Source organism: Actinomadura violacea (assembly GCF_017573465.1).
In the GTDB taxonomy this organism is placed as follows: domain Bacteria; phylum Actinomycetota; class Actinomycetes; order Streptosporangiales; family Streptosporangiaceae; genus Spirillospora; species Spirillospora violacea.
In genome coordinates this window covers 215399-241937 of sequence record NZ_JAGEPF010000001.1, presented here as the reverse complement: position 1 = coordinate 241937, position 26539 = coordinate 215399, and the positions used below count along the sequence as shown (strand labels likewise).

26 protein-coding genes are annotated in these 26539 nt (G+C 73.1%); 8 read left to right on the top strand and 18 right to left on the bottom strand.

Going from position 1 to position 26539, the window contains the following annotated elements; translation table 11 throughout:
• Positions 1-93: 93 nt before the first annotated feature.
• The gene (locus J4709_RS01235) at positions 94-906 is read right to left on the bottom strand and encodes an Fpg/Nei family DNA glycosylase (protein WP_208235884.1); all 813 of its coding nucleotides are present in this window, start codon (positions 904-906) and stop codon (positions 94-96) included.
• A gap of 120 nt (positions 907-1026) precedes the next feature.
• On the opposite strand from J4709_RS01235, the gene J4709_RS01230 reads away from it, so the two are divergent.
• A complete protein-coding gene (locus J4709_RS01230; protein ID WP_208235882.1) occupies positions 1027-2148 on the top strand; it encodes a serine hydrolase domain-containing protein in 1122 nt (373 codons plus the stop codon).
• On the opposite strand, the gene J4709_RS01225 is transcribed toward J4709_RS01230, so the two are convergent.
• From J4709_RS01225 to J4709_RS01200, 6 genes are all read right to left on the bottom strand, one after another.
• Positions 2126-2611, bottom strand: a complete 486-nt coding sequence (locus tag J4709_RS01225) for a VOC family protein (RefSeq protein ID WP_208235880.1) — start codon at positions 2609-2611, stop codon at positions 2126-2128. The genes J4709_RS01230 and J4709_RS01225 overlap by 23 nt on opposite strands.
• Before the next feature lie 302 nt (positions 2612-2913).
• Positions 2914-3438, bottom strand: coding sequence for an HAD domain-containing protein (locus J4709_RS01220; RefSeq protein ID WP_208235878.1), 525 nt, complete (start codon positions 3436-3438; stop codon positions 2914-2916).
• Positions 3439-3537: 99 nt separating this feature from the next.
• Positions 3538-4788 (bottom strand): HNH endonuclease signature motif containing protein, encoded by a 1251-nt coding sequence (locus J4709_RS01215; RefSeq protein ID WP_208235876.1) that lies wholly within the window; start codon positions 4786-4788, stop codon positions 3538-3540.
• Positions 4789-5179: 391 nt separating this feature from the next.
• Positions 5180-6223 (bottom strand): PLP-dependent cysteine synthase family protein, encoded by a 1044-nt coding sequence (locus tag J4709_RS01210; protein WP_208235874.1) that lies wholly within the window; start codon positions 6221-6223, stop codon positions 5180-5182.
• Positions 6220-6738, bottom strand: coding sequence for a hypothetical protein (locus J4709_RS01205; protein ID WP_208235872.1), 519 nt, complete (start codon positions 6736-6738; stop codon positions 6220-6222). The genes J4709_RS01210 and J4709_RS01205 overlap by 4 nt, the downstream gene beginning before the upstream one ends.
• Positions 6739-6864: 126 nt before the next feature.
• Positions 6865-7479 carry a YbhB/YbcL family Raf kinase inhibitor-like protein gene (locus tag J4709_RS01200; RefSeq protein ID WP_208235870.1) on the bottom strand — a complete coding sequence of 205 codons (615 nt, stop codon included), beginning with the start codon at positions 7477-7479 and terminating at the stop codon, positions 6865-6867.
• 123 nt (positions 7480-7602) lie between these two features.
• Here J4709_RS01200 and J4709_RS01195 point away from each other — a divergent pair, with 123 nt between their 5' ends.
• Both J4709_RS01195 and J4709_RS01190 read left to right on the top strand, forming a co-directional pair.
• The gene (locus tag J4709_RS01195) at positions 7603-8445 is read left to right on the top strand and encodes a helix-turn-helix transcriptional regulator (RefSeq protein WP_208235868.1); all 843 of its coding nucleotides are present in this window, start codon (positions 7603-7605) and stop codon (positions 8443-8445) included.
• Positions 8446-8504: 59 nt separating this feature from the next.
• A complete protein-coding gene (locus J4709_RS01190) occupies positions 8505-9230 on the top strand; it encodes an SDR family NAD(P)-dependent oxidoreductase (protein WP_208235866.1) in 726 nt (241 codons plus the stop codon).
• A 38-nt stretch (positions 9231-9268) separates the two neighbouring features.
• On the opposite strand, the gene J4709_RS01185 is transcribed toward J4709_RS01190, so the two are convergent.
• Positions 9269-10570 (bottom strand): HEAT repeat domain-containing protein, encoded by a 1302-nt coding sequence (locus J4709_RS01185; RefSeq protein ID WP_208235864.1) that lies wholly within the window; start codon positions 10568-10570, stop codon positions 9269-9271.
• A 193-nt stretch (positions 10571-10763) separates the two neighbouring features.
• On the opposite strand from J4709_RS01185, the gene J4709_RS01180 reads away from it, so the two are divergent.
• On the top strand, positions 10764-11225 hold the full coding sequence (locus J4709_RS01180; protein WP_208235862.1) for a hypothetical protein: 462 nt from the start codon (positions 10764-10766) through the stop codon (positions 11223-11225).
• 46 nt (positions 11226-11271) lie between these two features.
• On the opposite strand, the gene J4709_RS01175 is transcribed toward J4709_RS01180, so the two are convergent.
• The 3 genes from J4709_RS01175 to J4709_RS01165 all read right to left on the bottom strand — a co-directional run bounded on the left by J4709_RS01175 (position 11272) and on the right by J4709_RS01165 (position 12552).
• Positions 11272-11721: a hypothetical protein gene (locus tag J4709_RS01175; protein WP_208235861.1), complete on the bottom strand. Its 450-nt coding sequence runs from the start codon at positions 11719-11721 to the stop codon at positions 11272-11274.
• Between the two features lie 138 nt (positions 11722-11859).
• Entirely contained in the window at positions 11860-12216 is a 357-nt protein-coding gene (locus tag J4709_RS01170) for a DUF488 domain-containing protein (RefSeq protein WP_208235859.1), read from the bottom strand.
• A 120-nt stretch (positions 12217-12336) separates the two neighbouring features.
• The gene (locus J4709_RS01165) at positions 12337-12552 is read right to left on the bottom strand and encodes a hypothetical protein (protein ID WP_208236338.1); all 216 of its coding nucleotides are present in this window, start codon (positions 12550-12552) and stop codon (positions 12337-12339) included.
• A 71-nt stretch (positions 12553-12623) separates the two neighbouring features.
• Between J4709_RS01165 and J4709_RS01160 the strand changes: the two genes are divergently transcribed.
• Positions 12624-12812, top strand: a complete 189-nt coding sequence (locus J4709_RS01160; RefSeq protein ID WP_173097062.1) for a hypothetical protein — start codon at positions 12624-12626, stop codon at positions 12810-12812.
• A 58-nt stretch (positions 12813-12870) separates the two neighbouring features.
• Here the strand turns inward: J4709_RS01160 and J4709_RS01155 are convergent, their stop codons facing one another.
• The 3 genes from J4709_RS01155 to J4709_RS01145 form a co-directional block, all read right to left on the bottom strand.
• The gene (locus tag J4709_RS01155) at positions 12871-13680 is read right to left on the bottom strand and encodes a hypothetical protein (RefSeq protein ID WP_208235857.1); all 810 of its coding nucleotides are present in this window, start codon (positions 13678-13680) and stop codon (positions 12871-12873) included.
• 11 nt (positions 13681-13691) lie between these two features.
• Entirely contained in the window at positions 13692-13940 is a 249-nt protein-coding gene (locus J4709_RS01150; protein ID WP_208235855.1) for a hypothetical protein, read from the bottom strand.
• A 254-nt stretch (positions 13941-14194) separates the two neighbouring features.
• On the bottom strand, positions 14195-15988 hold the full coding sequence (locus J4709_RS01145) for an ABC transporter ATP-binding protein (protein WP_208235853.1): 1794 nt from the start codon (positions 15986-15988) through the stop codon (positions 14195-14197).
• An 87-nt stretch (positions 15989-16075) separates the two neighbouring features.
• Between J4709_RS01145 and J4709_RS01140 the strand changes: the two genes are divergently transcribed.
• Both J4709_RS01140 and J4709_RS01135 read left to right on the top strand, forming a co-directional pair.
• The gene (locus J4709_RS01140; RefSeq protein WP_208235851.1) at positions 16076-16516 is read left to right on the top strand and encodes a MarR family winged helix-turn-helix transcriptional regulator; all 441 of its coding nucleotides are present in this window, start codon (positions 16076-16078) and stop codon (positions 16514-16516) included.
• A 119-nt stretch (positions 16517-16635) separates the two neighbouring features.
• Positions 16636-17898: a PucR-like N-terminal domain-containing protein gene (locus tag J4709_RS01135; RefSeq protein ID WP_232382770.1), complete on the top strand. Its 1263-nt coding sequence runs from the start codon at positions 16636-16638 to the stop codon at positions 17896-17898.
• A gap of 64 nt (positions 17899-17962) precedes the next feature.
• Here J4709_RS01135 and J4709_RS01130 read toward each other — a convergent pair whose 3' ends face one another.
• Together J4709_RS01130 and J4709_RS01125 are read right to left on the bottom strand one after the other, a co-directional pair.
• The gene (locus J4709_RS01130) at positions 17963-18886 is read right to left on the bottom strand and encodes a dienelactone hydrolase family protein (RefSeq protein ID WP_208235849.1); all 924 of its coding nucleotides are present in this window, start codon (positions 18884-18886) and stop codon (positions 17963-17965) included.
• Positions 18887-19471: 585 nt separating this feature from the next.
• Positions 19472-22624 carry an AfsR/SARP family transcriptional regulator gene (locus J4709_RS01125; RefSeq protein ID WP_208235847.1) on the bottom strand — a complete coding sequence of 1051 codons (3153 nt, stop codon included), beginning with the start codon at positions 22622-22624 and terminating at the stop codon, positions 19472-19474.
• A 226-nt stretch (positions 22625-22850) separates the two neighbouring features.
• Here J4709_RS01125 and def point away from each other — a divergent pair, with 226 nt between their 5' ends.
• Positions 22851-23399, top strand: a complete 549-nt coding sequence (def, locus tag J4709_RS01120; RefSeq protein ID WP_208235825.1) for a peptide deformylase — start codon at positions 22851-22853, stop codon at positions 23397-23399.
• Position 23400: 1 nt separating this feature from the next.
• Here def and J4709_RS01115 read toward each other — a convergent pair whose 3' ends face one another.
• On the bottom strand, positions 23401-25008 hold the full coding sequence (locus tag J4709_RS01115; RefSeq protein ID WP_208235824.1) for a CocE/NonD family hydrolase: 1608 nt from the start codon (positions 25006-25008) through the stop codon (positions 23401-23403).
• 30 nt (positions 25009-25038) lie between these two features.
• The gene (locus tag J4709_RS01110; RefSeq protein ID WP_208235822.1) at positions 25039-26508 is read right to left on the bottom strand and encodes a hypothetical protein; all 1470 of its coding nucleotides are present in this window, start codon (positions 26506-26508) and stop codon (positions 25039-25041) included.
• Positions 26509-26539 lie beyond the last annotated feature (31 nt).

The following is a 26539-nucleotide window of genomic DNA, read 5'->3' as shown; positions in this document are numbered from 1 at the left end:
AGCCGCAGTTGCGACCCACTCGCAATAAGTTAGTCGAACTCAGGACACCCGACCACAGCCGCCCCGGCAGGTAAGACCACTGCGACCCTTCGGTCACCCGGGCTGGCAGGCCGGGCACCACACGGTCGTCCGGCCGGACGCGCGCCCCCGCGACAGCGGCGTACCGCAGCGCGGGCAGGCGCCCTCGGGATCGTCGCGGGCGCCGGTCAGCCAGGTCCGGCGCGGCGGCACCCGCTCCGCCTCGATCGACGTGCGCAGGACGTCCCGCATCGCCCGGTGCAGGGCCTTCACCTCGTCCTCGCCCAGATCACGGGCCGGCCGCAGCGGAGCGATCCGGGCCCGCCAGCAGATCTCGTCGGCCAGCAGGTTCCCGAGCCCGGCGATCACCGACTGGTCCGTCAGCGCCGTCTTGAGCCGCCCGCGCCGCCTCGCCAGCAGCGCCGCGAGATCGTCGCGGGACACCTCCAGCGCGTCCGGCCCGAGACCCGCCAGCAGGCGTTCCGCGTCCCGCTCATCCCGCGCGAGCCGGACGCCCTGCAGCTTGCGCATGTCCCGGAAGCGCAGCTCACCGCCGTCGAGCCGCCACACGACCCGGTCGTGCCGGTGCTCCGGCTCGCCCGCCGGATGCCACGACAGCGACCCCGTCATCCCGAAATGGAGGATCAGCACCGGCCCCTCGACCGGCGCGACCAGCCACTTGCCCCGCCGGCGCGGCTCCTCGAACCGGTGACCGCGCAGCGCGCGTCCCAGCCGCTCCCCGCTCACCCCGCGCAGCACCCCGGCGTCGCGGACCTCGACGGACCGGATCCGGTCGCCGGCGTGCCCGGCCAGCACCCGGCGGAACCCCTCGACGTCCGGCAGCTCCGGCATGCCCTGCCCATACCCGTTGTGCACGTTCCGCGCCACGCTTTGTCACCGTTGGCCATAGCCCGGGGCCGGACGCGGGATTACGTTTCGGTAGGCCGAATCCGAAACGACCGCTATTCGATTCGACGTCGCATGCCCACCCACCCCCGGGAGCCCACCATGCGCCGCAGGCCCGCCGCCCTCGCGCTCGCCACCGCCCTCACCCTCGGCCTCACCGCCGCACCCGCCGTCGCCGCGCCCGGCCCGCCCGTCTCGCCGTCCGCCGCGTCAGCGCTCGAAGCGGCGAAGCTGCCGAACTTCGACCCGCTCACCCCGTCCGCGAACCCCGTCGAGCTGACCAGCGACCCCCGCGACCTCGGCAAGGTCACCTACACCTACAACGGGCAGACGCACACCGTGCAGGACTACCTGAACCGCGCCGCGCAGGGCTTCCTCGTCCTCGACGGCACCAGGATCCTGGACGAGTGGTACGCGCCCGGCTACTCCAAGGACTCGCTGTTCCAGTCCTGGTCGATGGCCAAGTCCTATACCGCCGACGCCATCGGCGTCGCCCTCGGCGAAGGCAAGATCCACTCGATCGACGACACCGCCGGCACCTACGTCCCCGAACTCGCCAACACCGCCTACGGGTCCGTGACGATCCGGAACCTGCTCCGCATGGCGTCCGGGATCGGGTGGAACGAGACCATCGACGACGTCCCGCTGCACCTCGGCGTCAGCCTCGGCCTCTACAGCACCCTGCAGTTCGCCGCGACCCGCACCAAGGCCGTCGAGCAGGGCACCCAGTTCAACTACACGAGCCTCAACACCGCCGTGCTCGCCCTCGTCCTGCAGAAGGCCACCGGCAAGCCGTACTACCAGTACCTCCAGGACAAGATCTGGGGCCCCGCCGGCATGGCCGGCACCGCCTACGTCGGCAACGACTCCCACGGCGACGCCCTCGGCTACTGCTGCATCTACGCCACCGACCGCGACTTCGCCCGCATGGGCAAGCTCATGCTGGACGGCGGCCGAGGCGTCATCCCCGCCTCCTGGGTGTCGCAGGTCGGCACCCCGTCCGGCGTCAGCCCGTCCTACGGCCTCGGCTGGTGGATCGACGGCACGGACGGCTACTACGCCAGCGGCCTCGGCGGCCAGCTCATCTACGTCTCGACGAAGTACCACGTCGTGATCGTCAAGAGCACGTTCCTCAACCCGGACGAGAGCGAGACCCTGCCCGCCTTCCGCGCCGTCGCCGCCGAGGTCGCCCGCACCCGGGTCAGTCCTCCAGCCGCGGGTTGACGAACACGTCCTTGATCTCCGCCGCCGTCAGGTCCGTCCGCCCGGTCAGGTCGTTGCGCGGGTCGGCGAACCGGAACCGGTAGCCGCCGGGAGGCAGATGCCCGATCTCCCACCAGTTCCCGTCGAGGTCCTTGAGGTAGAAGGAGTACACGCCGTGCTGCCGCACCGGCTTGTTCAGCTCCTTGACGCCGTACTCGTCCGCCACCGCGCTGATCGCGCGATACGCCTCGTCGACCTCCTCGTCGCTGCCCACGTCCAGCCCATTGTGATAGAGCAGCGGCATATCCGGCCGATCCGGTTTCGATTCCACGCACACATACGTGTGGTCGCCACCGAGACGAATGTAGAGCGCCGCCTTCATCGGCTGGACGACCTCCAGCCCGAGAACCTCCTCGTAGAACCGGCGGCTGGCCGCGACATCGGTGATCTTAAGCGTTCCATGAGACAGGAACCGCGTCCTCACCGCGGGTTCCCTCGTCGAACGCTGCGTGATCCCCGGCATGGACCTCTCCATTCACCTCGACGGCGATGGCCACCATTCCATGCCAACCGGCGGCATATGTCCATAATGCCAGAAGAGTCTCAGTTCTCCGCCCACCCCCGCTGCGCCTCCGCGACCTCCACCAGCACACTCTCGACGGCCGCCCCAGCTCGTCCACGATCACGCCGACGATCTGCCTGTGCGCCCGACAACCGCGCCGGTTCCGTCGACCGCGCACCCGACTCCCCGAGCACCGCAAGCACCGTCCCCGCCCTGATGACCACCTACCGCGCCCAGCCCTGACCTCGCCGGGGTGGGAAGCCCCGCTCCCCCTTCCCACCCCACGCGAGCAACCCGTCCACATGCCGCCGCCGAAGCCCCTCCGCAGCCGAGACGGGAACCAGACGCACGTCCCGGTAAGGCCACGCCTGACGCCGCGCCCGGAACGGAATGACGTCGTCCACCCACGCGAAACGCCGCCCGTCCGCATGCCGCAGAATCGGCGCCCATTTCCGCATCCGCGGAAGCTGCGTCACCGGCAACCTCGGATCATCGTCCCGATACCGGTACGCCGACAACGCCACATACGGCAACTCGGGCAGCCCGAGCAGCGGACCGATATACGTGTTCGCGTACTCCTCCCACGTACTCGCCCAGACCAGCTCGTAACACTCCCCCAGCTCGGCCAACCACTCCGCGTGCCTGCCCGACAAGCGCACGACCATCCGCCCGATCCGATGCTCGGCGAATTCCTCAGCCCGCTCGGGCGCCTCAGGGTTCAGAACCCCGTCGATATCCAGGTACAGCACAGGCTTCTCCGACGACCGGCTCCCCGGCCGCGGAACCCCGCCGATCCCCCACGCCACCACCCGATCATGGCGCACCCGCACCGCTCCGGCCGAGCCGGATCACGCAGCCCAGCCGACCCCGTCCGGCGGACCACTACCGGACGCCGAGCGGGCATCGGACGGCGGCAACAGCCGATAGACGTACAACCCGTCCCGATCTTTGGTGACCTCGATCTGATCGGGACTCGCATGCTTGAACCGGTTGTGCCACCCGCAGGTCAGAGTGAGCTGATCGATATCGGTCGGACTGTTCCCGAGCGCCCACCCGCCAACATGATCGACCTCGCACAACGTCCCGGGCGTCTCGCACCCCCGGACCGCACATGCTGGGTACAGCGCCTCCAACACCTGCCGCTGCGCAGCACTGGCGAACCGTTCCCGGTAACCGAGATACAGCGGCGTGTTCCCGCGTCCAAGCAGCAGCGGCGAGACCCCGGCGGCCAGCGCGATCCGGCGAGCCTGCGCCGCCGGAATCGGCGTCCCGTCGCTGAGGCGGGCCGGGGCGTCGCCACCGGTCAGCGTCTCCAGATCGCAGATCACCGTGACCTTGGTGGCCTTGTGGCCGCCCGAGAGCACGCTCGACAAGGCTGCTGCTGTCCGCTCCGCCACGTCTCGGTGGTCGGCGGGTCCGGCCGGCTTGGCGAGTGGGGCAAGCGTCCCGTCCCAGATCGCAGCGTCCTCGGGATTCAGCCAGCCCTTGACGTACCGACCACCATCAAGGGAACGCGTCGTGGTGATCCACGACTTGGCGTACCCGCGCCTGCTGTCCTCGTCCGGTGCGTCCTCGATACCGTCCCGCTCGGCGATGACGTCACGAATCCGACTACCGAACGCCGCGACCTTCCCCGCCGAGAACCCCTGATCGGCCATCTCCAACAACAGGGCCTCAGCCCGACCGCATTCCGCGTCATCCAAGCGCGCGACCGCATCAGCAACCGTGACCGCGTACCCGTACGACAACTCCCCGGCCGCCAGACGCCTGGCCACCTCCGGAACCCGATGCCGCTGCCGCGCCAGAGTCAGCCGCTCCTTCGCACGACTCTCCCGCATGCCAAGTTTCGAGCGAAGCCAAGCCCGAGTGGACGGATATCCCCACCGCTGCTGTTCCCCGGCCGCATCCACCCGCCCGACGAGAGCCGCAAGGGCGCTTTCCTGCAGATCGGTAGCGGCTGCCAGAGTCTCAGCCAATTCCAGACAGGCAGCGGCCGATTCAGAGACTTCTCGAGTAGCGAGCTCAGTGGCGATGCCCGAGAGCGCGTCCACCAGTTCCATGGTGGACGCGGCCCCCAACTCGACCGTCACTGATTGCATACATAAAGAATACCATGCGTGACCGGCAACTGAACCGGTGAGCCACCATTTCGTGGGTTGATTTTTCGAACTGACTCACCCAGGAGATTTGCCTGCATTCGTCCCTTCATCCCCTCCATCCCTTTGTTCCTTACGGAAGGGGGTGGTGGGGTGGCGCGACCTGGGGCGGGGCAGGCGGAGCCTGCCCCTAACGCTGCCTCAGGGGCCGCAGAGGCTCCAAAGTCAAGGGTGGACGAAGTCCATCGCGTAGCGACGCCGAAGGCGCCCTTGACTTTGGAGGGGCGGCCCCGTACGCCAGCGCCACCCCACCACCCGAACACCATCTCGCCGTCAACGCCATCGCACGAACACCTAGCCGCCTCTTGAAAAGCGCCCCCACAGCCCGAACACGTTACAAATGTTCCAAGGTCAGAGGGAGCTTGGCAGTCTCAAGGAAGCGCCTGAAGGCACCGACCCAAGGCAGCGGGTCCAACCCCTTGGAGTCGAGCCAGGCTTCGCTGTAGTAAGTGTTCTTATAGAGCGCACCGTCGTCGCAGATCAACATACCTATAGCGCCAGGACGGCGCTCGCGACGCATCTTCGCAACAAGATGAAAAGCGGCCCATAGCGCAGTGCCCGTGGACGGCCCGGCACACACCCCCGCGACCTCCTGAAGGATTCGCATCCCGGCGATGCTCGCAGCATCAGGGACCGGTACGACCAGATCCACAAGCGACGCTGTGAAGCCAGGCTCCATTCGAGGACGGCCGATTCCTTCGATGCGCGACGGCATTCCGGTCGCGTAGTCGTCGATGCCCAACGCCCATCCCGGGAAGTAGGCGGAGTTCTCTGGGTCGGCGACGGCAAGCCGCGTACCGAGACCACGCCGGCTGATCTCACGTCCGATCGCCGTAGAGGTCACGCCACTACCCGCCCCGACAACGACCCACTCCGGCGTAACGAGATCAAAAAGAACGCGACCAACGTCACCGCCCTCTTCGGCAGCAACAGCCCGGGAACCGTTGGCGAGGTAGTCCATGTAATGGCCGCCGCATTCCTCCGCGATACGGCGAGCCTCGTCGTAAATGGCAAGCGGCGGATGCACCAGACGGCACGTCCCGCCGTATTGCTCGATGCGCTCGATCTTCTCAAAGCTGGAGCGCCGAGGCATGACAGCAACGAACGGAAGACCGAGCAGACGCGCGAAGTACGCTTCGGCGACCGCCGCATTACCGCCGGTCGCCTCGACGATGGTGGTGCCCTCGCGAATCCGGCCGGTGCGCAGTGCGTGCCGGAACATGGCGCGGACCGTCCGGTGCTTGAGGCTGCCGGTCGGGTGGACGGACTCGTCCAGCAGATGCAGGGTCACGCCCCACTCCGCGGGCAGCGGGAAAGTGCGCACACGCGGGACCGGCCCTCGCCGCTCCTCCGCGGCGAGGATCTCCAGCGCGTTCAACGACCCGCGCGGCCGCGCGGCGAGACACCCGGCACACCACCGCCACCGAAACCGCCACCAGCATCGCCACCACCCGCCGAAGAAGCGCGGGCGCGGATCGAGGCGACGGAGACGCCGCCGTCCGGGTGGCGGTCCAGTTTGCCGCGGTTGACGAGGTCCTGGACGCCCTGCCGGGTGATGCCGAGCATGGCACCGGCGACGGACCGGCTGACCGACTCACGCCCCGGGTACCCGACCGACTCCAGGACGGCGCGCCCCACCGGCGTCCGCCACCAGGACGGATCCGGATCGAACGGCTGGACGACCGCCAGCACCCGAACCACCGCGGACCTGGCGAGTTCGGCGTCCGGCCCGAGCATCTGCGCCGCCCACATCTGCGCGTCCGCGTCGACGCGCCGGCGCAGCGCGGCGAGCGCCTCGGCCCCGTCGAGCAGCACGTCCAGCGGCGCGAGGAGCCGCGCCTCGATCTCGGCGACGACCTGCCGGTACAGCGCAGTGTGGGTTTCGGTCGACACGTTCCGCGTCCGTGTCCCGTCCAAGTGGACCTCCCGGGGAGAGTCCGCCCAGTCTCAGCTACTTGCGGGCAAGCGTCAAGTAGCACAGGTAGCAAGCAGCCGAGACCGGCGCAATCCCCACCCAGATCAAGAGACGACGGCGGTGGCGGTGATCTGGGCGGACGCGATCACATGCGACCCCATGGCGAACGACGCCATGGCCGGCCCGGCGGTGGCGGGCACCCCGGCGTCCGCGACGTCCAGGGCCAGCACGGTGATCTCGTAGTGGTGCGGACGGTCCCCGGCGGGCGGGCAGGGCCCCTGGTACCCGGCGGTCCCGGCGTCGTTGACGCCCGCGGCGGCGTTCGCCGGCACGGACGCGGCGGTGGCGGGCAGGTCACGCACCGACCAGTGCCAGAAGCCGCTGCCGGTCGGGGCGTCGCGGTCGAACATGGTGACGGCGAAGCTCCGCGTCCCGGTGGGTGCCCCCGACCAGGACAGCCGCGGCGGCACGTTCCCGCCGGTGCAGCCGAACGTGTCGGCGTACGACGCGGCCGGGAACGTCCCGCGGGCCAGGTCGGGGCTCGTCACCCGGAAGTGCCCGGCCTGCTTCGGGATAGCTGCCCGTACCTTGTGGTACCCGAACGCGGGCCCGGTCTGGGCGGACGCGACGGCAACGGACCCGGCGGTCACGGTCACGGTCGCGGTCGCGCAAGCGGCGGTGGCGGCGATGGTCAGCGCGGTGAAGCCTCGTTTCCTCATGCCGTCAACGATCCGGCCATCTCGCGACCCGATACAGGTCGTCCGCATCCTGGTACGCGGAGTGCCACCCAAGCGACGCCGGCCAGGCGCGACGCCGCGCCGCGAATGCGCGATGCTGGGGCGATGACGGCACGACGCGACGAACTGGCGGCCTTCCTGCGGGCCGCGCGCGAACGGGTCCGCCCGCAGGACGTCGGGCTCCCCGCCCTCGGCCGCCGCCGCACGCCCGGCCTCCGCCGCCAGGAGGTCGCCGAACTCGCCGCCGTGAGCATCGACTGGTACGTCCGGCTGGAGCAGGGACGGGTCGGCACCCCCGGCTCGGCCGTGCTGGACGGCATCGCCGCCGCGCTGCTGCTGTCCCCGGCCGAACGCGTCCACCTGCACCTGATCGCGCGCGGTGAGGCGCCGCCGCGACCGCACGTCCCGGCCCCGCTCGGCGGCGGCCTGCTCGCCGTCCTCAACGGCATGCCGCTGCTGCCCGCCTACGTCGTCGACTTCCGCTTCGACATCCTGGCCTGCAACGCGGCCGCGTCCGCGCTGTTCGGCCCCGGGTTCGGCCACGGACGGCAGGGCAACACGGCGCGCATGCTGTTCCTCGACCCGGAGACCCGCGAGACCAACCTGGACTGGGCCGCGTTCTCCCGCGAGATGGTCGGCAACCTGCGCGTCAACCACGCCCGCCATCCCGACGACCCGCACCTCGCCGAACTGATCGCCGAGTTGCGGACCGCCAGCGCCGAGTTCGCGGCCTGGTGGGACGACCAGCACGTCCACGAGCGCTCCCGCGGCACGAAGCGCTTCCGGCACGCGACGGCCGGCACGCTGACCGTCGCCTACGACATGCTCGCCGCGCTGGACGGCTCCGACCAGCGGCTCTTCGTCCTCACCCCGGCGGACGAGCCGAGCGAACGCCTGCTGCGCACCTTGGTGACGGCCCACGCCACCACCCTGGCAAGCGCCGTCTGACGAACCCCGCACCGAACCGCCCCGCGAAACCGCGCCTACGCAACGTGGAAGGAAGCCCCATGACCGTCGCAGTGGTGACCGGAGCAGGATCGGGAATCGGCCGCGCCATCGCCCTCGGTCTCGCCGGCGCGGGCCACCGGGTGGCCGCCGCCGACCTCGACGCGGAGTCCGCCGAGGCGACCGCCGCACACCACGAACTGATCACCGCGCACCGGGTGGACGTGGCGGACCCGGCGGCCGTCACCGCGCTGCGGGACGAGGTTGTCGGCGGCCTCGGCGCGCCCCGCGTCCTCGTCAACGCCGCGGGCTGGGACCGCACCGCCCCCTTCCTCGACGGCACGCCCGACTTCGCCGCCAAGGTCGTCGCGATCAACTATCTCGGCCCCGTCCACCTCTGCCAGGCGTTCCTGCCGCCGATGATCGACGCCGGGGAGGGCGGCCGCGTCGTCACCATCGCCAGCGACGCCGGACGCGTCGGCAGCTCCGGCGAGACCGTCTACGCGGGCGCGAAGGGCGGCGTCATCGCGCTCAGCAAGTCCCTCGCCCGCGAGATGGCGCGGCACCGGATCAGCGTCAACTGCGTCTGCCCCGGCCCGACCGACACGCCGCTGTTCCACGCCCAGCCGGAGAAGCTGAAAGAGGCGCTGATCAGGGCGATCCCGTTCCGGCGGCTGGCCCGCCCGGACGAGGTGGCCGCCGCCGCGCTGTTCTTCGCCTCGGACGCGGCGTCCTTCATCACCGGCCAGGTCCTCAGCGTGAGCGGCGGCCTGACCATGGCCGGCTGACCACCGACAACCCCACACCCGGCCCACCCCCCGGCGCGTTAGATCGGCAAGGCTCCCCGCGGATGCCCCTCCTCACGCCCCCGCGCCGTCAGTGCCAGGACGCCGTGTCCCTCGACCCGCGTCGCCGGCCCCAGCGCGGACGGGTCGACGGACGCGCGGGCCGCGAACTCCGGGGCCTCGCACGTGTCCGGGATGTCGAGTTCCGCCTTGACCTGCTCGTAGCGGGCCCTGAACGCCTCGGAGCCGGACGCGGCGATGTCGTCGAAGGCGTCGTCGGGGAACCCGTCCTCGTGCGGGAGCAGGTAGCCGTCCTCCGCCGGGTGCCCGGCGCCGATCTGGTCGTCCTCCTCGAAGGCGTCGTAGTACCGGACGGCCCGCCCGTGCTCGGCGACGCACCAGGCCGTCCAGCCGTCGCCGCAGCTGATCCCGTACCAGTGCGCGGCGCCGAAGCGGGCGCTCAGCCGCTCGCACCACGCGAGGACGGTGTCGCGCACCTCGGCGTCGTCGGCGTCGACGGGGCAGCCGAACACCAGCGTCCAGCCGTCGAACCGGGGTGTCACGTACATGCGGGAACTGTTGATCCAGCCCTGGCCGTGGTGTTCCTGCCCCCAGGCCGCCGCGCCCATCCGCATGGTGACGGGCTCGGGGTCGGAGAGGGCGAACGCGTCTAGGACGGCGTCCTGGTCGCCGGTGGGCAGCGCGAACCACGAGCCGTCCAGGTGCATCGGCTCGGGGACCTCGTCCCGCATCTTGATCCGGACGAGCCGCCGCACGAGGGCGAGGTCGCGCTCGTCCAGCGCCGCGGGGCCGCCGACGGACGCGAGCGCCGCCAGGGTGGGAGCGCGCAGCCGCCCGGCGGCGCGGGAGCGCCGGGCCTCCTTGAGCAGCGGCACGACCTGCGCCCCGAGCCCTTCCAGCGCCCAATGGGCGCGCTGCCGGACGTCGGCGTCGGGGTCGGTGAGCATCTCGATGAGGCGCGGCGCGTACGGGAGCGCCGCCTCGCCCTTGAACTGCATGATGTAGGCGGTGTTGCTCCGCACCCTCGGGCTCGGGTGCCGCAGGCCGGGCTCGAACGCGGCCAGGTCGTCGACCGCCAGCCCGCTGTACGCCCAGCCCGCGCGCCGCGCGACCTCCTGCGTCGGCGCCTCGGCCATCGCCTCCATCAGCGGTTCCAGGGCGGGCCGCCCGATGCGGCGCAGCACGCCGGCGCTGGTGGACCACTCGACCGGCGACTCCTCGTCGCACAGCACGTCCAGCACGGGCCGGACGGCCGGCGCACCGGCCGCGACCAGTTCGTCGGCCGCCGCCTGCTGCGTCTCCGTGTCGGCGAACCGCCGCATCAGCTCCGCAAGGCTCGCGCGGCCCGACGGGGCCGGCCTTATGCGACATCGCGGGCGCGGCGCGGACGGCGGACGGCGGACGGCGGCAGGACATTTGTCCCGGCCGAACCTGCGAGGAACGGCTCTGCCGCCGCCCCCGCCCCCGGCGGCACGATCAAGGGGTCAGCAGGACAGGGCACCCCAAGGAGCCGAAATGAACGCCATCCTCCACCGTCAGCAGGCCACCGCGCGTCGGCAGGCCACCGCGGAGCCCGCCCGCACGGACGGCCTGGACGCGATCAAGCCGCTCCCGATCTGGGTGTTCGCCTTCGAGGGCGTGCTGGGCGCGGCGTACGACATCTGCCACGTGTGGCACGTCGCGTGGGTCGCCATCGTGGCGATCGCGGCGCTGAACGGGGCCCTCGGCCTGACCGTGCTGCGCCGCCGGATGAAGCTGGTGAAGGCGATGCTGAAGAACGGCCGCACCCGCTGGATCGCGTTCGGGCTGATCGCGCTGCGGGGCGGGCTGCACCTGGCGCTCGCCGCGGCCGGCGCGGACGTGACCGCCCCCGCCGCGCACCTCGCGCTCGCCGCGCTGATGGGCGCCATGACCGTGACGCTGCTCTGGTTCGACCAGCGGATCACCTTCCGCGCCCTCGGCCTGGCCACCGGCTGACGACTCACCCAACCACGAGGGCGGCGTCCCCGGGACGCCGCCCTTCCTATGCGCTCAACTGCCGATGCGCAGCGAAGTGCGCCGCTCCGGCACGTGACGCCATGGCGGCGATCACGAAAGAAGTGGTCAGGACGGCGCAGCAGCCGAGAGCGGCGACGCCGGCGTCCGGATGGCCGGCGAACGGCCCGGCCACCAGCAGCAGGAAGACCTCGTAACCGGCGACGCAGCCGCGCGTGCTGGCGCGCCGCCCGCGGAACGCCGCGGCCAGCACGACCGCCGCGATCGCCAGCGCGAACGGGTAGACGGCGAGGAACATCATCGCCGCGCCCACCTGGGCCTCGCTCCCGGTCGCGGCCTCCCCGTACGCGACCATCGCCGCCCCGGCGGACACGAGCAGCGCCGCCTGCGCCCACAGCACGGCGCGGGCCGCGATGACCAGGCGCCGGCCGAGGACCTTACCGGCGAGGTGGCCGAGGAGGGGCGTGCGATCGTTCATGACCGCCACGATGGCGCACGGGACCGTCCGGGCACATGGGCGCAAATACTCAGTTACCGGCGAGTAGGCAGCCCCGCCCGAAGCCCCGGCCCGGCGCGCCGAAGCCGCCGCTCGAAACCGCCGCTCGAAACCCCCCGGTCAGGACCCGAGGATGTCCGCGAGCACGGCGGCCTGGCTGTGGTCGACGTCCTTCGTCGCGGTGATCAGCGTCAACGGCCCCGGATCGGCCTCGCCGCGCAGCCGGTCGAGGGCCGCGGCGCGCTCGGGGTCCTTCAGCTCGGCGTCGTAGCGCCGCCGGAACTCCTCGAACTTGTCCACATCGTGCCCATACCACTTGCGCAGCTCGGTGGACGGCGCGATGTCCTTCTCCCACCGGTCCAGGTGGGCCTCCTCCTTGGACACGCCGCGCGGCCACACGCGGTCGACCAGGACCCGTTCGCCGTCCCCGTCCGTGACGCCGTCGTAGACGCGGCGCACTCTCACATCACGTCCCATGCGCCCGTTCATACCCCACACCCTCCCGCGTTTCCCGTCGAGCCTGTGCGCTCGGCTGCTCGCCCGCCGCCCGACCCCGGCCCCGGCTCCGGCTCCGGAGGGGGCGCGGCCTGACGGGGGTCAGTCGAAGTGGAAGGCGTGGTGTTCGGCGGCGGTGCGGCGGGCGAACTCGCCGGCCAGGGCGCGGCCGAGGACGTCGTCGTCCGGCCGGTGCCGCTCCAGGTACTGCAGGGCCTCGGCGAGCTCGGCGGCGGTGAGGCGGCGCAGCGGCTTGCCGGCCCAGCGCGCGTCGGGGACGGCCGGGCGGGCGGGGCGCGGTGCGGGCGGGGCGCTCACGGAATTGCGGCCTTTCGGTTGCGACCGCGCGGCGGCCGGTGCGGAATGGACGGCTGGAATAGGATCGGCGGGTGCATTGGTGGAGCCAGCAAGCGTGCGACGCGGCGGCGGAGGCGCAGGCCGCGGACCCGTCGCCGGCGAATCTCATGGCCGCCGCCCAGGTGCAGGCGATGATCTCGATGGCGGAGGCGCTGCACCGTATCGCCGCGGTTCTGGAAGAGCAGGGCGAATCGGTGACGGCGGCCGCCCGCCCGAAATAGCGCGGGCAATGAAATACCGGTGTGCCCCGGGGCGGGGCACACCGGTTCTCACGGTCTGTCAGACATCGCTGAACGACTTGCGCTCGCTCCGGCCGTTCGCGTGCGGGGCGAGGCGGGAGGTCTTGCCGAGCGGCGGCCGGGGCGGCGGGACGGGCGCGGGCTCGGCCGGGCGCTCGGGCTCGGCGGCGACCGGCGCGAGCCGCTCGTCCTCGGCGGCGGCGCGGGGCTCCTCCTGCGGGCGGCCGCGCAGCCGGCGGGCGGCCTGCCGCAGCGCGCGCTCGCCGACCAGCCGGGTCAGCTCCAGGCCCCAGCAGTCCAGCTTGTCGGCGTCGGTGAGGTCGTCGCGGGCGCTGAGCTCGGCGGCGAGCCCGCCGAGCCGCTGCGCCTCGGACAGGTCGAACTCGCGCAGCAGGTGGCAGCAGAGCTCGGCGAGCGCGGCGTGGTCGCGCTCGAACGACAGGTCGGCGAGGTCGTTGTGGGACAGCCGGCTGAGGGCGCGCTTGCGCTCCAGCTCGCCGTCGGCGATCCGCAGGATCCCGTTGAGCAGCGCGACCGGCCCGGTGCCGGGCGCCGTCGTCTGCGCCGGGGCGAACGACATGCGCAGCACGGCGGCGGAGCCGAGCCCGGCGGCGATCACCTGGGCGACGACCAGCGCGTTCGGCGGCATCGTGTAGGGCAGCCCGAAGCGCCAGCCGGCGGCGGTGACGACGATCAGCGCGACCACGGACGCGCCGGTGTTGACCAGGGCGAACAGCAGCCCGCCCGGGGACAGCATCGCCGCGACGGGCTTGTCGCGGTAGCGGGCGGCGAGTTCGGCGACTCCGATCGCACCGCCGATCAGGGCGGCGAGGAACATCTCGATGATCATGACCTTCGTCTCTATGCGCTGCGGGCGTTCATGCGGCCGAACGGGTGCTCCTCGGTGCGGCCGGGGCGGGGCGGGGCGGGTGCGGGGCGCTGCCGGGCGGCGAGTTCCGCGCGCTCGACCTCGAGGAAGACCAGCAGCCATTCCGCCGGGCCGGCGGCGAGGCCGCCGTGCGGGCGCAGCCCCTGTTCGCGCGCGCCGAGAAAGGTGAGGAGCCATCCGGTGGGGCCGGAGGCGGTGGAGGTTCGAATTCGGGAATCCATGCCGGAGACCATTCCGCAGCGTGCCGCGGAAGTCGACCTCCGACGCGTCAAGTTTTCCGGCCGCGATCAAGGAAAAGTGTCGTCGCGCCGGTTCGCCACTACCGTCCCGCCGACCGCACCGATCTTCTCGGAATTGGCCGGTGATCCGGCTCCTTTTGACCGATGATGTGGATTCCTTTGCCAAGAGTTCCCGTTGCGCGCGGGCGGGGAGATCGCCTTTTTCGGACGGCCGCGCGCCGCCGCCCCGCGACGGGTCAGGCGGCGGGCGCCAGGTCCTCGTCGCGCGAGACGAGCGCGGTGTAGGGGCCGCCGGCGGCGAGCAGCTCGGCGTGCGTGCCGCGTTCGGCGACGCGCCCGTGGTCGAGGACGGCGATCTGGCCGGCGTCGCGGACGGTGGAGAGCCGGTGCGCGATGGTGATGGTGGTGCGGCCCTCGGCGAGCGCGTCGATGGCCTGCTGGACGGCGTGCTCGGTCTGGGTGTCGAGGGCGCTGGTCGCCTCGTCCAGGACGAGGACCGGCGGGTTGCGCAGGATCGTCCGGGCGATGGCGAGGCGCTGCTTCTCGCCGCCGGAGAACCGGTAGCCGCGCTCGCCGACGACGGTGTCGTAGCCGTCGGGGAGGCCGGCGATGTGGTCGTGGATCTGCGCGGCGCGGGCGGCGGCGTGCAGTTCCTCGTCGGTCGCGTCGGGCTTGGCGAAGCGCAGGTTGTCGGCGACGGACGCGTGGAACAGGTAGGTCTCCTGGGAGACGACGCCGACGGCGGCGGACAGGTCGGCGAACGACAGGTCCCGCACGTCCACGCCGTCGATGGTGACGCGTCCGGACGTCGCGTCGTACAGCCGCGGGACGAGGTAGCTGAGGGTGGTCTTGCCGGATCCGGTCTCGCCGACGACGGCGAGGGACGTCCCGGCGGGGACGTCGAGGTCGATGCCGGTGAGCGCGTCGGAGCCGGGCTCGTAGGAGAAGCCGACGTCCTCGAACCGGACGTGGCCGCGGGCGCGCGGCAGCGGGCGCGGCGCGGCCGGCTCCTCCAGGCCGGGTTCGAGGTCGAGGTACTCGAAGATCCGCCTGAACAGCGACATGGAGCTCTGCACGTCGACGGCGGTCTGGAGCAGCTGGACGGTCGGCCGGAACAGGCCGGTCTGCAGGGTGGTGAACGCGACGAGGGTGCCGATCGACACCAGCGGGTGGCCGTGCGAGACGGTGAGCCCGGCGGCCCAGTACGTCAGCGCGGGCATCGCCGCCATGACGATCTGGATGGTGGACTGCCGCCACCGTCCGGCCATGCTCGCGCGGATCTCCAGGTCGGCGAGGTCGCGGGACTCGCCGGCGAACCGGTCGGTGAGCGCGGGCGCGCGGCCCATGGTGCGGCCGAGCAGGATGCCGCTGACCGACAGCGACTCCTCCACGATCGCCGACATCGCGGCGAGCTGCCGCTGCCGGCGCGAGGTGATCCTGCGGCGCTCGTTGCCGACGCGGCGGCTGATCCACACGAAGACCGGCAGCGTGAGCATCGTGACGAGGGTGAGCCGCCAGTCGAGCGCGAGCATCGCGATGGCGGTGGCGGTGACGGAGGTGAAGTTGGAGACGAGCGAGGTCACGGTGGTGGTGACCGTGGACTGCATGCCGCCGATGTCGTTGGCGATCCGGGACTGGACCTCGCCGGTGCGGGTCCGGGTGAAGAACGCCAGCGGCATCCGCTGCAGGTGCGCGTAGACGGCGGTGCGCAGGTCGTGCATGACGCGCTGGCCGACGCCGGTGGAGATGTAGGTCTGCAGGACGGAGAACACGCTGGTCGCGACCGCGATCGCGATCATCCCGAGGGCGAGCGCGGACAGCAGTCCGGTGCGGCCCTGCGGGAGCGCGACGTCCAGGATGTGGCGGAGCATGAACGGCGAGGCCAGCGAGACGAGCGCGGACAGGCCGACGAGCAGCGCGACGCCGGACAGCCGGGCGCGGTAGGGGACGAACAGGCGCAGAATGCGCCGGCGATCGGAGCGGGTGACGGTGTCGGTGGTGGTGGTGTCGGTGGTGGGGTCCTTCGCCATGGGCGGCTCCTTCCGGGGGACGACCCTCAACGTAACTGAGCTTAGCTCATAATTATTTCCGCACAACTATGAGCTAAGCTCGGTCTCATGGAGAACGATCTGGCCGACCTGTTCCTGAAGGCGGCCAAGCGGATCCGCCGGCACCAGGTCGAGCGGCTCGCCCCGCTCGGCCTCACCCCCGCCCAGTCGCGCGCCCTCCGGGTGATCGTCGGCACCGAGGGGCCGCTGCGGATGACCGACCTCGCCCGCCGGCTCGACATCGTCCCCCGCTCCGCGACCACGCTGGTGGACGCGCTGGAGGCCGACGGCCTCGTCACCCGCGAGCCCGACCCGGCCAACCGCCGGTCCCTGCTCGTCCGCCCGACCGGTGAGGGACTGGCCGTCCGCGCGCGCATCGCGGGCACCCGCCGGGAGGCCGCGCGCGAGGTGCTCTCGCCGCTGTCGGACGAGCAGCGCGAGACCCTCCGCGAACTCCTCGGCGTGATCGACGCGGCCGCCGGACCGGGCCGGGGTCTGTCAGAGCGCTGACAATCCGGGCGCCCCGATCCATCTCGCCCCTGCCTAGCGTCGCGGGGGCGGCGGGCGGACGCTGGGAGGCCCGGTGCTGCGCCACCGCAGCGGGGGATCGCGAGTTCCAGGAGGGTGCCTTGAGCCGGTCCGCCCGTCCCGCCGCCGCGTCCGCCGGCAGGTCGTCCGCAAGCCCGACGTCCGCCGGTCAGGAGTTCCCGCTCGCCGGCGTGTCCCCCGACCTCGCCGAGCCGCTGCGGCCGCACCTGGAGGCGGCGGCGACCGAGATGGTCGGCGAGATCCAGGGCCTCGTCCCCGAGTACGCGCGCCCGCCCGACAGCCGCTACGGGCGCCGGATGCGGTGGGCCGTCGAGCAGAGCGTCCGGCAGTTCGTGGACGCGATCGGCCGGCCCGGCACCGACTGGGGGACGGTCACCGGCATCTTCGAGGGCATCGGCGCGCACGAGGCGCGCAAGGGCCGCAGCCTGGACGGGCTGCAGACCGCGATCCGGGTCAGCGGGCAGGTCGCGTGCCGCCGGTTCATCAAGGACGCGCGGCGGCTCGGCTGGTCGCTGGACGACCTCGGGAGGATGACCGAGTCGCTGTTCGTGTTCCTGGAGCGGATCGCGGGCGCGGCCGCGCGCGGGTACGCGCGGGCGCAGGGCGAGCTCGCGGGCGAGCGGGAGCGGTTCCGGAGCCGGCTGCGCGACCTGCTGGTCATGGACCCGCCGGCCAGCGACGCGGCGGTCGGGGAGCTGGCCGGCGCGGCGGGCTGGCAGGTGCCGCGGACGCTCGCCGTGGTCGCGCTGCGCCCGGCCCCCGGCGCCTCCGTCCCGGTGCTGCCGCCCGCGTTCCTCGCCGACTGGGACGCCGCCGTCCCGTACCTGGTCTGCCCGGACCCGGACGGCCCCGGCGGCGGCCGGCTGCCCGCGGCGGTGAAGGGGACGCGGGCCGCGGCGATCGGCCCGACCGTCCCGCCGGCGCGGGCGGCGCTGTCGCTGCGCTGGGCGCGGCGCGGCCTCGCGCTGATCGAGCGCGGCGTCCTGCCCGGCAAGGAGCCGCTGCGCTGCCTGGACCACCTGCCGAGCCTGGTCGCGGCGCAGAGCGAGGAGCTGCTGGACGTGGCGCTCGGCGCGCGGCTCGGCCCGCTGATGGAGCTGGCGCCGCACCGCCGGGACGCGCTGTCGCGGACGCTGCTGACCTACATGGAGTGCCGCGACAACGCGGTCGCGGCGGCGGAGCGGCTGCTCGTGCACGAGCAGACCGTCCGGTACCGGATCCGGCGGCTGGAGGAGGCCCTCGGCGGCGCGCTGCTGGACCCGGACCGCCGGATCGAGCTGCTGCTCCTGCTGCACCACCTCGTCCGCCTGGACTCCGGGGACCGGCGGCTGTCGCCCGCGTGAGCCGCGGGACGGCGGCGGCGGCCGGGACGTGCGTCCGGCCGCCGCCGCCGTCCCCGGGCGGGGCTCAGCCGGTCGGGCAGGTGTCGAGGTATTTCGCGATGGTGGCACTGGGCGCCGGCGCCGGGCACAGGAACCGGTCGTAGCGGGCGTCGTTGTCGACGAACCGCTTCATCCACGCGATGGAGTACTTCGCGATGGTGGTGTTCGGCGACACGAACGTCATGTGGCCGGCGTTCTTCAGCAGCAGGTACGCCTTTTCCGGCGCCGTCTTGAGGTTGTTGTAGTAGGTCTCGGCCATCGACGCCGCGGGCGCGATGAAGTCGTTGTCGGCGCCCATGATGAGCGTCGGGGTCTTGATGTCCGGGAAGTTGTAGGTCATGTCCCATGGCGCGAGCGGGATGTCGGCCTTGAGGGACGGCCGCTTGTTCGCGGCCTCCAGCGTCCCGCCGCCGCCCATGGAATGCCCCATGACGGCGGTGCGGGTCGCGTCGATGCGGTTCTTGACGCTGCTCTTGCCGGTCAGCCAGTCGAGCGCGGCGAGCAGCTGGTCGCCGCGCGAGGCGGGGACGTCGAAGAGGCTGTCGGTCTCCAGCGTCATGACGACGAAGCCCTGGGACGCCAGCCGCGGCCCGTACCAGGAGATCCACGCCTCCGGCGAGACGAAGCCGGGCGACACGACGATGGCGCCGAACGTGCCCTGGCTCATGTCGGTCGGCGCGTAGACGGTGCCCTTGTTGAACCCGGTGCCGCTGCCCGCCGGAACGGGGATCGTCTCGATCGCGAACGGGCCCTTTTCGGCGGTGATGCTCGCCTCGGTCGGCGCGGGGCCCCGCTGGTACGGATTGTCGGCGGCCCTTTCCGCGGCCCGCTGCGCGGTCGCGGGTCTGACGGGGGCCGCGGCGCTCGCGGGCGGGGCGAGGGCCGCGCCCGCGGCGAGGACGGCGGCGGCGGAGAGGAGCCGGAACGAATGGGCGAGTTTCCTGTGCATGGGGGGCGTGCCCTTCACTGGCCGGAAACCGCGGCGGGTGGGTCTCCGCGGGTCCCAGAATTGTGGGCCGCCCCGTCGCGCCGCGCTGCTTACATATCGACGCCTTGCGGCCGGGGCGCTTATAGCGAAGCTACAAACGGGGGGTAACGGAGAGGGGCCACTCCCCCCAGAGTGACCCCTCTCCCCCCGTTCCGCGGGCCGGCCCTGATTCGCGCACTGGGGACGGCCGCTCCCCCCGAAGCGGCTTCGGCGCGGGGCGCCCTGCGGATGAGAAGAAGGTAGCGAGCCCCTCACCCGAGGTTCGAGGGTTCAACCGCCCGCGTCGACGAACGGTGCGCCGCGTGCGACGAACGGAACCGTATGCAACGAGATGGTCACGCTCCGCATCGGATCCGGTCCGCTGTCTCTCGCGCACGGACTCCCGATGCCGGCGATCGGTTCGGGCGCGGGGCGAGGTGTAAGCGAGTTGTAATCGGCCCGTCCTAGCGTTGCCGCCGTGGAGATCGACCGCTTCGGGGACGGGCCGCACGGGGGTCGGCCCGGGGCGCGCGCCACCCGTCCGGCGCTCGGTCAGCACGGCGCGGGTCACCACAGGAGGTGCGCGGCCGTCCCGTCCTCGGTCGGGACGCCGAGCTCCCGGAAGATCTCCAGCGCCTCGCGGCGCGGGTCCGCACCGCCGCCGTCCCCCTCGCCGGGGCCGGCCACCTGGAGGAGGGCACCGAGCAGGAAGAGGCACTTGGCCCGCCACAGCGGCACCGACACCGAGGTCGCCAGCTTCAGCGCGCGCTCCAGCAGCCGCCTCGCCGTGAGGAGGTCACCGCGATCCCAGTACAGGTCGCCCAGCACGTAGAGGATGCGCGCGCGCATCAGCGGGTCGCCGCGCTCCTCGGCGAGCCGCAGCGCCAGCCGCAGCGACTGCTCGGCCTCCGCGGGGCGGCCGAGCGCGAAATGGGTGCAGCCGAGGCCGTGCGCGGCGTACATGCCGACGAGCCGGCTGCCCGCCGCGGTGCCCTCCTCGTCGATGTGCTCGAACAGCGGCCTGGCCTCGCCCGGCCGGCCGAGCGCGAGCAGCGCCTGCCCGATCCAGTACACCGACTGCAGCTCGACGCCGGTGTAGCGGGCGCGGCGCGCGAGGTCGCGCGCCATCGTCAGCACGCCGAGCGCGTCATGGGCGTCGCCGCGCTCGTACTGGGCGCAGCCGATCACCAGGACGGCGTGCGACTCGCCCGCGACGTCGCCGACCCGCTGGAACAGCTCGCGGGCGCGCCGCCCGTCGGCCTCGGCGTCGCCGAACCGGCCCGTCATCCGGTGCACGGTCGCGAGCTGGCGGAGCGACAGCGCGGTGCCGTGCGGGTTCCCGGTCTCCTCGAACAGCCGCAGCGCCGACCGGACGGACCGCAGCGCCAGGTCGTAGTCGCGGCGCGCGCACGCCAGCTCCGTGGTGCGCTCCAGCAGCGCCGCCTCGCCGCGCAGGTCGCCGGCGGCCCGGACGACCGGCAGCGCGTCCGCGATGACCTGCTGCCAGTCGTCGGTGTAGTGCGCGGGCTGGAACAGGATCGCCGACCGGACCGCGATCTCCCAGGCCAGCCCGTCCTCGCCGAGCCGCGCGGCCTGCCGGACCGCGGAGGTCAGCCCGAACCGCTCCGCCTCGAACCAGTCCGGGGCGTGCGCGAGCGAGCGCGCGACGACCGCCTCGTCCAGCGGGTACCGGACGGCCCGGCCCGCGGCGAGGGAGTCGCCGCCGCCGGTGACCAGCTCGACGACGCGGTCGGTGATCGCGAGCCAGCCGCCGAGGGCGCGGCGCAGCGCGGCGGCGCGATCGTCCGGGCCGTCCTCAGCGCGGCACAGCTCGCGGGCGTGGTCGCGGACGAGGTCGTGGAACCGGTAGCGGACGGCGCCGGGCACCGGGAGCTGGCCGGCCGCGTCGAGGAGCTGCGCGTCGACGAGCGTCTCGAGCAGCTCGGCGACCTCGGCGGGCGGCCGGTCCAGCAGCGCGGCGGCCGTCCAGCAGGCGAAGTCGGGCGCGTCGAGCAGGCCGAGCAGCCGGTACAGCCGCCGCGCGTCCCGGCCGAGGCCCTGATAGCTGAGGTGCAGGGTGGTGCGGACGCTGAGGCCGCGCTGGGTCAGCTCGTCCAGCCGGCCCTGCTCGCGCATCCGGCGGACGAACCCGGCGATGCTCCAGTGCGCCTTCGCGGCGAGGCGGGCGCCGGCGACGCGCAGCGCGAGCGGCAGGTGCCCGCACATCCGGGCGAGCTCCGCGGCGGCCTCCGGCTCGGCCGCGAGCCGGTCCCGGCCGACGATGTGCACGAGCAGGTCGACGGCCTGCGCGGGGGTCAGCACGTCCAGCTCGATGAGGCGGGCGCCGGGCAGCGCGGTGAGCCGGGTGCGGCTGGTGATGACGGCGCGGGACAGCCGGCCGCCGGGCAGCAGCGGCTCGACCTGCGTCTCGTCGGCGGCGTTGTCGAGCACGACGAGGATGCGCCGGTCGGCGAGGATGCTGCGGTACAGCGCGGCGCGCTCGCCGGGGCTCTCCGGGACGGCGGCGGCGTTGACCCCGAGGGCGCGCAGGAACCGGGCGAGCACCTCGGCGGGGTCGGCGGGGTCGCGTTCGGCGCCGCGCAGGTCCACGAAGAGCTGCCCGTCGGGGAAGGCGTCGCGGATGCGGTGCGCGATGTGCACGGCGAGGGTCGTCTTGCCGATGCCGCCCATCCCGGCGACGGCGGACACCGACACGGGCTCGTTGCCGTCGCCGGCGGACAGCAGCGCGAGCATGCTGTCGATCTGGTCGCCGCGGCCGGTGAAGTCGGGCACGGCGGGCGGGAGCTGGCTCGGCCGCTCCCGCCGGACCCGGTCGCCGTCCCCCTCACCGCCGGGGTCGGGGTCGGCGGGACGGGCGCCGTCCGGGTCGTCGTGCGCGGGTCCGTCGTGCGCCGGTTCGCCATGCGCGGGTGCGGCGGCGGTCTCCTGGCGCAGCACGCGGACGTGGACGTCGCGCAGCTCGGGTCCGGGGTCGACGCCGAGCTGGTCGAGCAGCCGGACCCGCGCCTCCTCGTAGGCCTCCAGCGCCTCGGCCTGCCGGCCGCACGACGCGAGCACCTCGATCCAGACCGTGAGGAGCTGCTCGTCGAGCGGGTGGGCGCGCACCATCGGGCTGAGGTGCGGCAGCGCACGCTCGGGCGCGCCCGCCGCGAGGACGGTGCGGGCGTGCTCCATCGTCGCCTCGACCCGCTCGCGTTCCAGCCGGTCGACGGCGGCCTGGTCGACGGAGTCGGGCGACACGTCCTCCAGCGCGCGGCCCCGCCACAGCCCGAGCGCGCGCTCCAGCGCGCCGGCGCGCCGGTCGGCGGGCAGCATCGCCGCGTCGGCGACCGCGCGGCGGAACGCGGCCGCGTCGATGTCGGCGCCCGGCAGTTCCAGCGCGTACCCGTTGGTGGTGCGGACGACCTCGACGCCCGGCCCGGCGGTCTCGGTCAGCCAGCGGCGCAGCCGGTACACCGCGACGGCGAGCGTCGAGTCGGAGATGACGGTCTCGCGGGCGCCCCACAGCAGCGACTTGAGCGCGTCGTCGCCGAGGCCGGACAGCCCGGCGAGCCCGGCGACGGCGAGCGCGCCGAGCAGCGCGCGGGCGATCCCGGAGGTGGGCAGCGTGCGGTGGCCGCCCCGCTCCACGCCGACCCGGCCGAGCACGGTGATCCGGACCTGCTCGCGCTCCTGCTCAGACCCGCGCTCGGTGCGCATGTCCGTCACTCCCGACGTCGCCTCCCGTGCAAAGTGAACCCCACCATTTGATCAAAGTCACGGCGGATCGGGTGCGGGTATTTCTGCACGGTGGTGTGAAAAAAGTGCCGCCGCGGACCCGTCGCGAGCGCTTCGGCGGGCGTCTAAGGCCCGTCCTCCGGCCCGCCGCCGAGCGGGCCTCCGGGAGGATGGGACAGGATGGTGCCCGAGCGCGAAGGGAGATCGGATGGCGGGGCGGGTACGGCCGATCACGCTGGTGGGGACCCCGGTCCTGCACCGGGCGTGCCGGCCGGTGCAGGAGTTCGACGCGGCGCTGGCGGAGCTCGCCGACGACATGTTCGCGAGCATGTACGCGGCGGAGGGCGTGGGGCTCGCCGGCAACCAGATCGGCGTCGACCTGCGGATCTTCGTGTACGACTGTCCGGACGAGGACGGCGAGCGGCACCGGGGGACGGTGGTCAACCCGGTCCTGGAGCTGCCCGGGCTCGCGGACCGGCGGCTCGACGACGACGAGGAGGGCTGCCTGTCGGTGCCGGGCCCGCACGCCCGCCTCGCGCGTCCCGACCGCGCGACCGTGCGCGGGTTCGACGTCAAGGGGAACCCGGTGACGGTCGAGGGGACGGGCCTGCTCGCGCGGTGCCTCCAGCACGAGACCGACCACCTGGAGGGCAAGGTCTACATCGACCGGCTCTCGGCGCGGGCGCGCAAGAAGGTGCTCAAGGAGTACGAGGCGCTGCGCGCCGCCGCCGCCGACAACGACTCCGGCGGCGAGTGAGTCAGGGCGCCCAGACCGGTAGATGGAGCGCCGACGGGTGCTCCGCGCCGCGCAGCACCTCGATGCGGACGCGGCGCGACGCGACCGCCCGTCCGGCGGGTTCGCCGCGCCCGTGGTTGCGGGCGAAGCGCGGGAACGCGCCGCCCGCGAGCATGACGCGGAGCCGGTGCCCGCGCCGGAACCGGTAGCCGGTCGGGTGCATCTCGATCTCCGCCTCGACGACCTCGCCCGGGGCGGCGTCGATGCGCAGCATGCCGTCGGTGACGTTGCGGGACGTTCCGTCCGGGCCGACGTCGCAGAGCCGGACGAACAGGTCGGCGTGCCCGGTGTCGGTGCGGACGTGGAACGCCGCCGAGACCGGGCCGATCAGGTCGAGGTCGCGGTCGAGGCGGGCGCCGGTCAGGACGGCGACGTCGCCGCGCGCCTCGATGCGCCCGTTGTCGCGCTGCCCGCCGCGGCCGGGCGACAGCAGCGGCCCGCCGGCGGACGGCGTGGGGTCGTACGGGTCGTAGGTGAACGCCGCGGGGTCGAGCGGTGCGGACGGCTCGTCCCAGGTCAGGCCGTGGCCGAGGTACAGCGGCGTGGGCGTGGTCTCGGGCGGCGGCCACTGCTGGAAGTCGAGCCAGCGGTCCGCCTTCTGCAGGTAGAGCCGGACGGGTGCGCGCCGGAGTTCCGCCGCGTCGCCGTGCAGGTGCGCGTTCAGCCAGGACACCTGGTCGGCGAGAACGGCGCGCAGCGCCTTGGCGTCGTGCCCCCAGGGGCCGATGGTGATGCGGACCTGCCGTCCGGCGGCGTGCAGGGCGGCGAAGTCGCGGAGCTGGCCGCGCAGGAACAGGTCCCACCAGCCGGTCACCATGCTCGCGGGCGACGTGGTCGCGGCGACGCCCGCGCTGTGGTCGGTCTCCCGCCAGAACGCCTCGTTCTCGGCGTTGCCGGTGACCTCGCGTAGGAACGGCTCGGCTCGTCCTATCGCGGCCATGTCGGCCTCGCCGACTGGTAGGTGCCGCATAGCGTGCCTGACGCGCCGGTTGTGGAGCGGACGCTTCCTGTCGTCACGCGTCCCCATCAGCGATGACCACACCAGTGTGTTGTGCAGGGCGAGGGCGCCGCCGGGATAGAACGAGCTGACGAATTCGGACGCGGTGATGCCGAGCCCCATCGCCTCTAGGGGCGGGTCGGCGTAGGGCGCGATCGCCCATTGCGTGTAGCCGAGGTAGCTCGCGCCGGCCGTCGCGATGCGCCCGTCGCACCACGGCTGGGCCCGCACCCATTTGAGCGTCGCGAGACCGTCTCCGCGTTCGTCGTGGAACGCGTGGAACTCGCCGCCCGACCCGTGTATGCCACGTACATTCTGTATGACGACCTGGAAACCGCGCCTGGCGAGAACCCCGGCGAGCAGCCGGACGAGCCCCTGCCGCTTGCCGTACGGGGTCCGGATCAGCACGGCGGGCAGCGGCCCGGCACCGCGCGGACGGTACAGGTCGGCGACCAGCACCGCGCCGTCCGGCATCGGTATCCGCAGGTCACGGGCTATGCCGACGTCCGTGGCCGCCGCATCGGCCCCGGGCAGCCCGAGGAAACGGTCGACCAGCCGTCCCGCCATGGACATGCGCAACCTCCGCAGACGTGGGCCTCCACGTTAGAGCGCGGCGAGGCGTTCGTACTCCTCCAGGACGCGCGCGAACTCGCCGGTCGGCAGCTCGCAGGAGTGGCCGTCCAGCCAGAGGTGCTCCAGCCGGACGGTCCGGACGTCCACCCGCAGATGGCAGGCGTTCCCGGTGTGCTCCCAGCCGGGACGCGCCGCGCGGACGACGTCGAGGTGGTGCCGGTGGCACTGCACGTCGTGCAGCAGGAACGCGGTCAGGACGTGCGGCGCGCCGCTCACCGTGCGGGCGGTCCCGGCGGCGCGCGAGGCGGCCGCCTCCAGGTCCCCGCCGGACTCGACCAACTCGGGGAAGAACACGCGGACGTGCTGCGCGACGGCCTCGGCCTGCACCGGTTCGCACGGCAGCCGCACCGCCGCGTCCGGGTCGACGTAGCCGTGCACGGGGACGCCCGCGACGAACGACGCCCACGCGCCCGGGACGGACGTGAGGAAACGGGCGCGGGTCAGCGCGTCCCGCAGGTCGGGGACGAGCCGGTCCGCGTCGATGCCGCGCGGCATGAAGGTCTTGGTGCCGCCGCGCAGCCGGCCGCCCGACTCGTCCAGCACGGCGAGGTCGGCCCAGCAGGCGCCCGACCCGGTGCCGAGGACGCCGTGCGGGAGGCACGCGTCGGGGTGCGGGGTGAGGCCGGCGACGTCCTCCAGCGTGGCGCGGGGCGTCCGGACGAGCGCCCAGCCGCGCGCCCGCCGGGACGTCCCGCCGAGCGCGAGCATCGCCGCGACGGGCTCGGCGCGCTCCTGCGCTGCGGCTCGGTGCGAGTCCGCGTGCGCCTGCCGGAAGGCGGCGACGACCTGCCGGAACGTCTCGCCGTCCAGGCACAGGTAGGCGCCGTTCTCGCCCTCGATGGTGGCGACGCCGTCGGCGACGGCGACGCGGAAGACCCGTCCCGGCCACGTGACGGCGGCGCCGGGGCGGCCCAGCTCGGCGACCATCCAGTCCAGCCCGAGGACGAACTCGGTGTCGCCGAGGAGCCCGGCGAGCGGCTCGTTGCCGGGCGCCGGGACGCACGCGACGTCGCCGGGGCCTTCCACGCGGAACGCGACGGGCAGCTCCCGGTCCGGGACGAACCGCTCGGCGCCGGCCTGGAGCACGCCGTCGAGCATCTGCCGGTGCCGCACGGCCCCGACCTGCTCCAGGTACTCCTCCAGGCAGCGCAGCAGGACGCCGGGGTCCAGGTCGCAGGACGACCAGCCGCCGACGTCCCGCAGGTGCACGACCGCGCCGTCGAAGTCGAGCCGGTGGAAGCGGTACAGCTCCTGCCAGGGCCGATGCCCGCCCGATGCCGCGAGCCCGTCGCTCAGCCGGCCCTTGGCCCGGATGATCGCGGCGACGTCCTCGCCCAGGTCGTTGAGCAGGAAGTCGCGCAGCGGGGCGTGCGCCGGGTCGGTCTCGACCGCGACGCGCACGCCGTCACCGCGGATCCGCACCGGAAGCGCCATCGCCATTCGCGTGATTATGCCGATAAGCGAAGATCAT

Excerpts from the sequence above, each read along its gene's own strand:
- J4709_RS01230 (WP_208235882.1), top strand. The coding sequence starts at position 1,027 with ATGCGCCGCAGGCCCGCCGCCCTCGCGCTCGCCACCGCCCTCACCCTC.
- J4709_RS01215 (WP_208235876.1), bottom strand. The coding sequence starts at position 4,788 with ATGCAATCAGTGACGGTCGAGTTGGGGGCCGCGTCCACCATGGAACTG.
- J4709_RS01200 (WP_208235870.1), bottom strand. The coding sequence starts at position 7,479 with ATGAGGAAACGAGGCTTCACCGCGCTGACCATCGCCGCCACCGCCGCT.
- J4709_RS01195 (WP_208235868.1), top strand. The coding sequence starts at position 7,603 with ATGACGGCACGACGCGACGAACTGGCGGCCTTCCTGCGGGCCGCGCGC.
- J4709_RS01190 (WP_208235866.1), top strand. The coding sequence starts at position 8,505 with ATGACCGTCGCAGTGGTGACCGGAGCAGGATCGGGAATCGGCCGCGCC.
- J4709_RS01185 (WP_208235864.1), bottom strand. The coding sequence starts at position 10,570 with ATGCGGCGGTTCGCCGACACGGAGACGCAGCAGGCGGCGGCCGACGAA.
- J4709_RS01180 (WP_208235862.1), top strand. The coding sequence starts at position 10,764 with ATGAACGCCATCCTCCACCGTCAGCAGGCCACCGCGCGTCGGCAGGCC.
- J4709_RS01175 (WP_208235861.1), bottom strand. The coding sequence starts at position 11,721 with ATGAACGATCGCACGCCCCTCCTCGGCCACCTCGCCGGTAAGGTCCTC.
- J4709_RS01170 (WP_208235859.1), bottom strand. The coding sequence starts at position 12,216 with ATGGGACGTGATGTGAGAGTGCGCCGCGTCTACGACGGCGTCACGGAC.
- J4709_RS01155 (WP_208235857.1), bottom strand. The coding sequence starts at position 13,680 with ATGATCATCGAGATGTTCCTCGCCGCCCTGATCGGCGGTGCGATCGGA.
- J4709_RS01150 (WP_208235855.1), bottom strand. The coding sequence starts at position 13,940 with ATGGATTCCCGAATTCGAACCTCCACCGCCTCCGGCCCCACCGGATGG.
- J4709_RS01145 (WP_208235853.1), bottom strand. The coding sequence starts at position 15,988 with ATGGCGAAGGACCCCACCACCGACACCACCACCACCGACACCGTCACC.
- J4709_RS01140 (WP_208235851.1), top strand. The coding sequence starts at position 16,076 with ATGGAGAACGATCTGGCCGACCTGTTCCTGAAGGCGGCCAAGCGGATC.
- J4709_RS01130 (WP_208235849.1), bottom strand. The coding sequence starts at position 18,886 with ATGCACAGGAAACTCGCCCATTCGTTCCGGCTCCTCTCCGCCGCCGCC.
- J4709_RS01125 (WP_208235847.1), bottom strand. The coding sequence starts at position 22,624 with ATGCGCACCGAGCGCGGGTCTGAGCAGGAGCGCGAGCAGGTCCGGATC.
- def (WP_208235825.1), top strand. The coding sequence starts at position 22,851 with ATGGCGGGGCGGGTACGGCCGATCACGCTGGTGGGGACCCCGGTCCTG.
- J4709_RS01115 (WP_208235824.1), bottom strand. The coding sequence starts at position 25,008 with ATGTCCATGGCGGGACGGCTGGTCGACCGTTTCCTCGGGCTGCCCGGG.
- J4709_RS01110 (WP_208235822.1), bottom strand. The coding sequence starts at position 26,508 with ATGGCGATGGCGCTTCCGGTGCGGATCCGCGGTGACGGCGTGCGCGTC.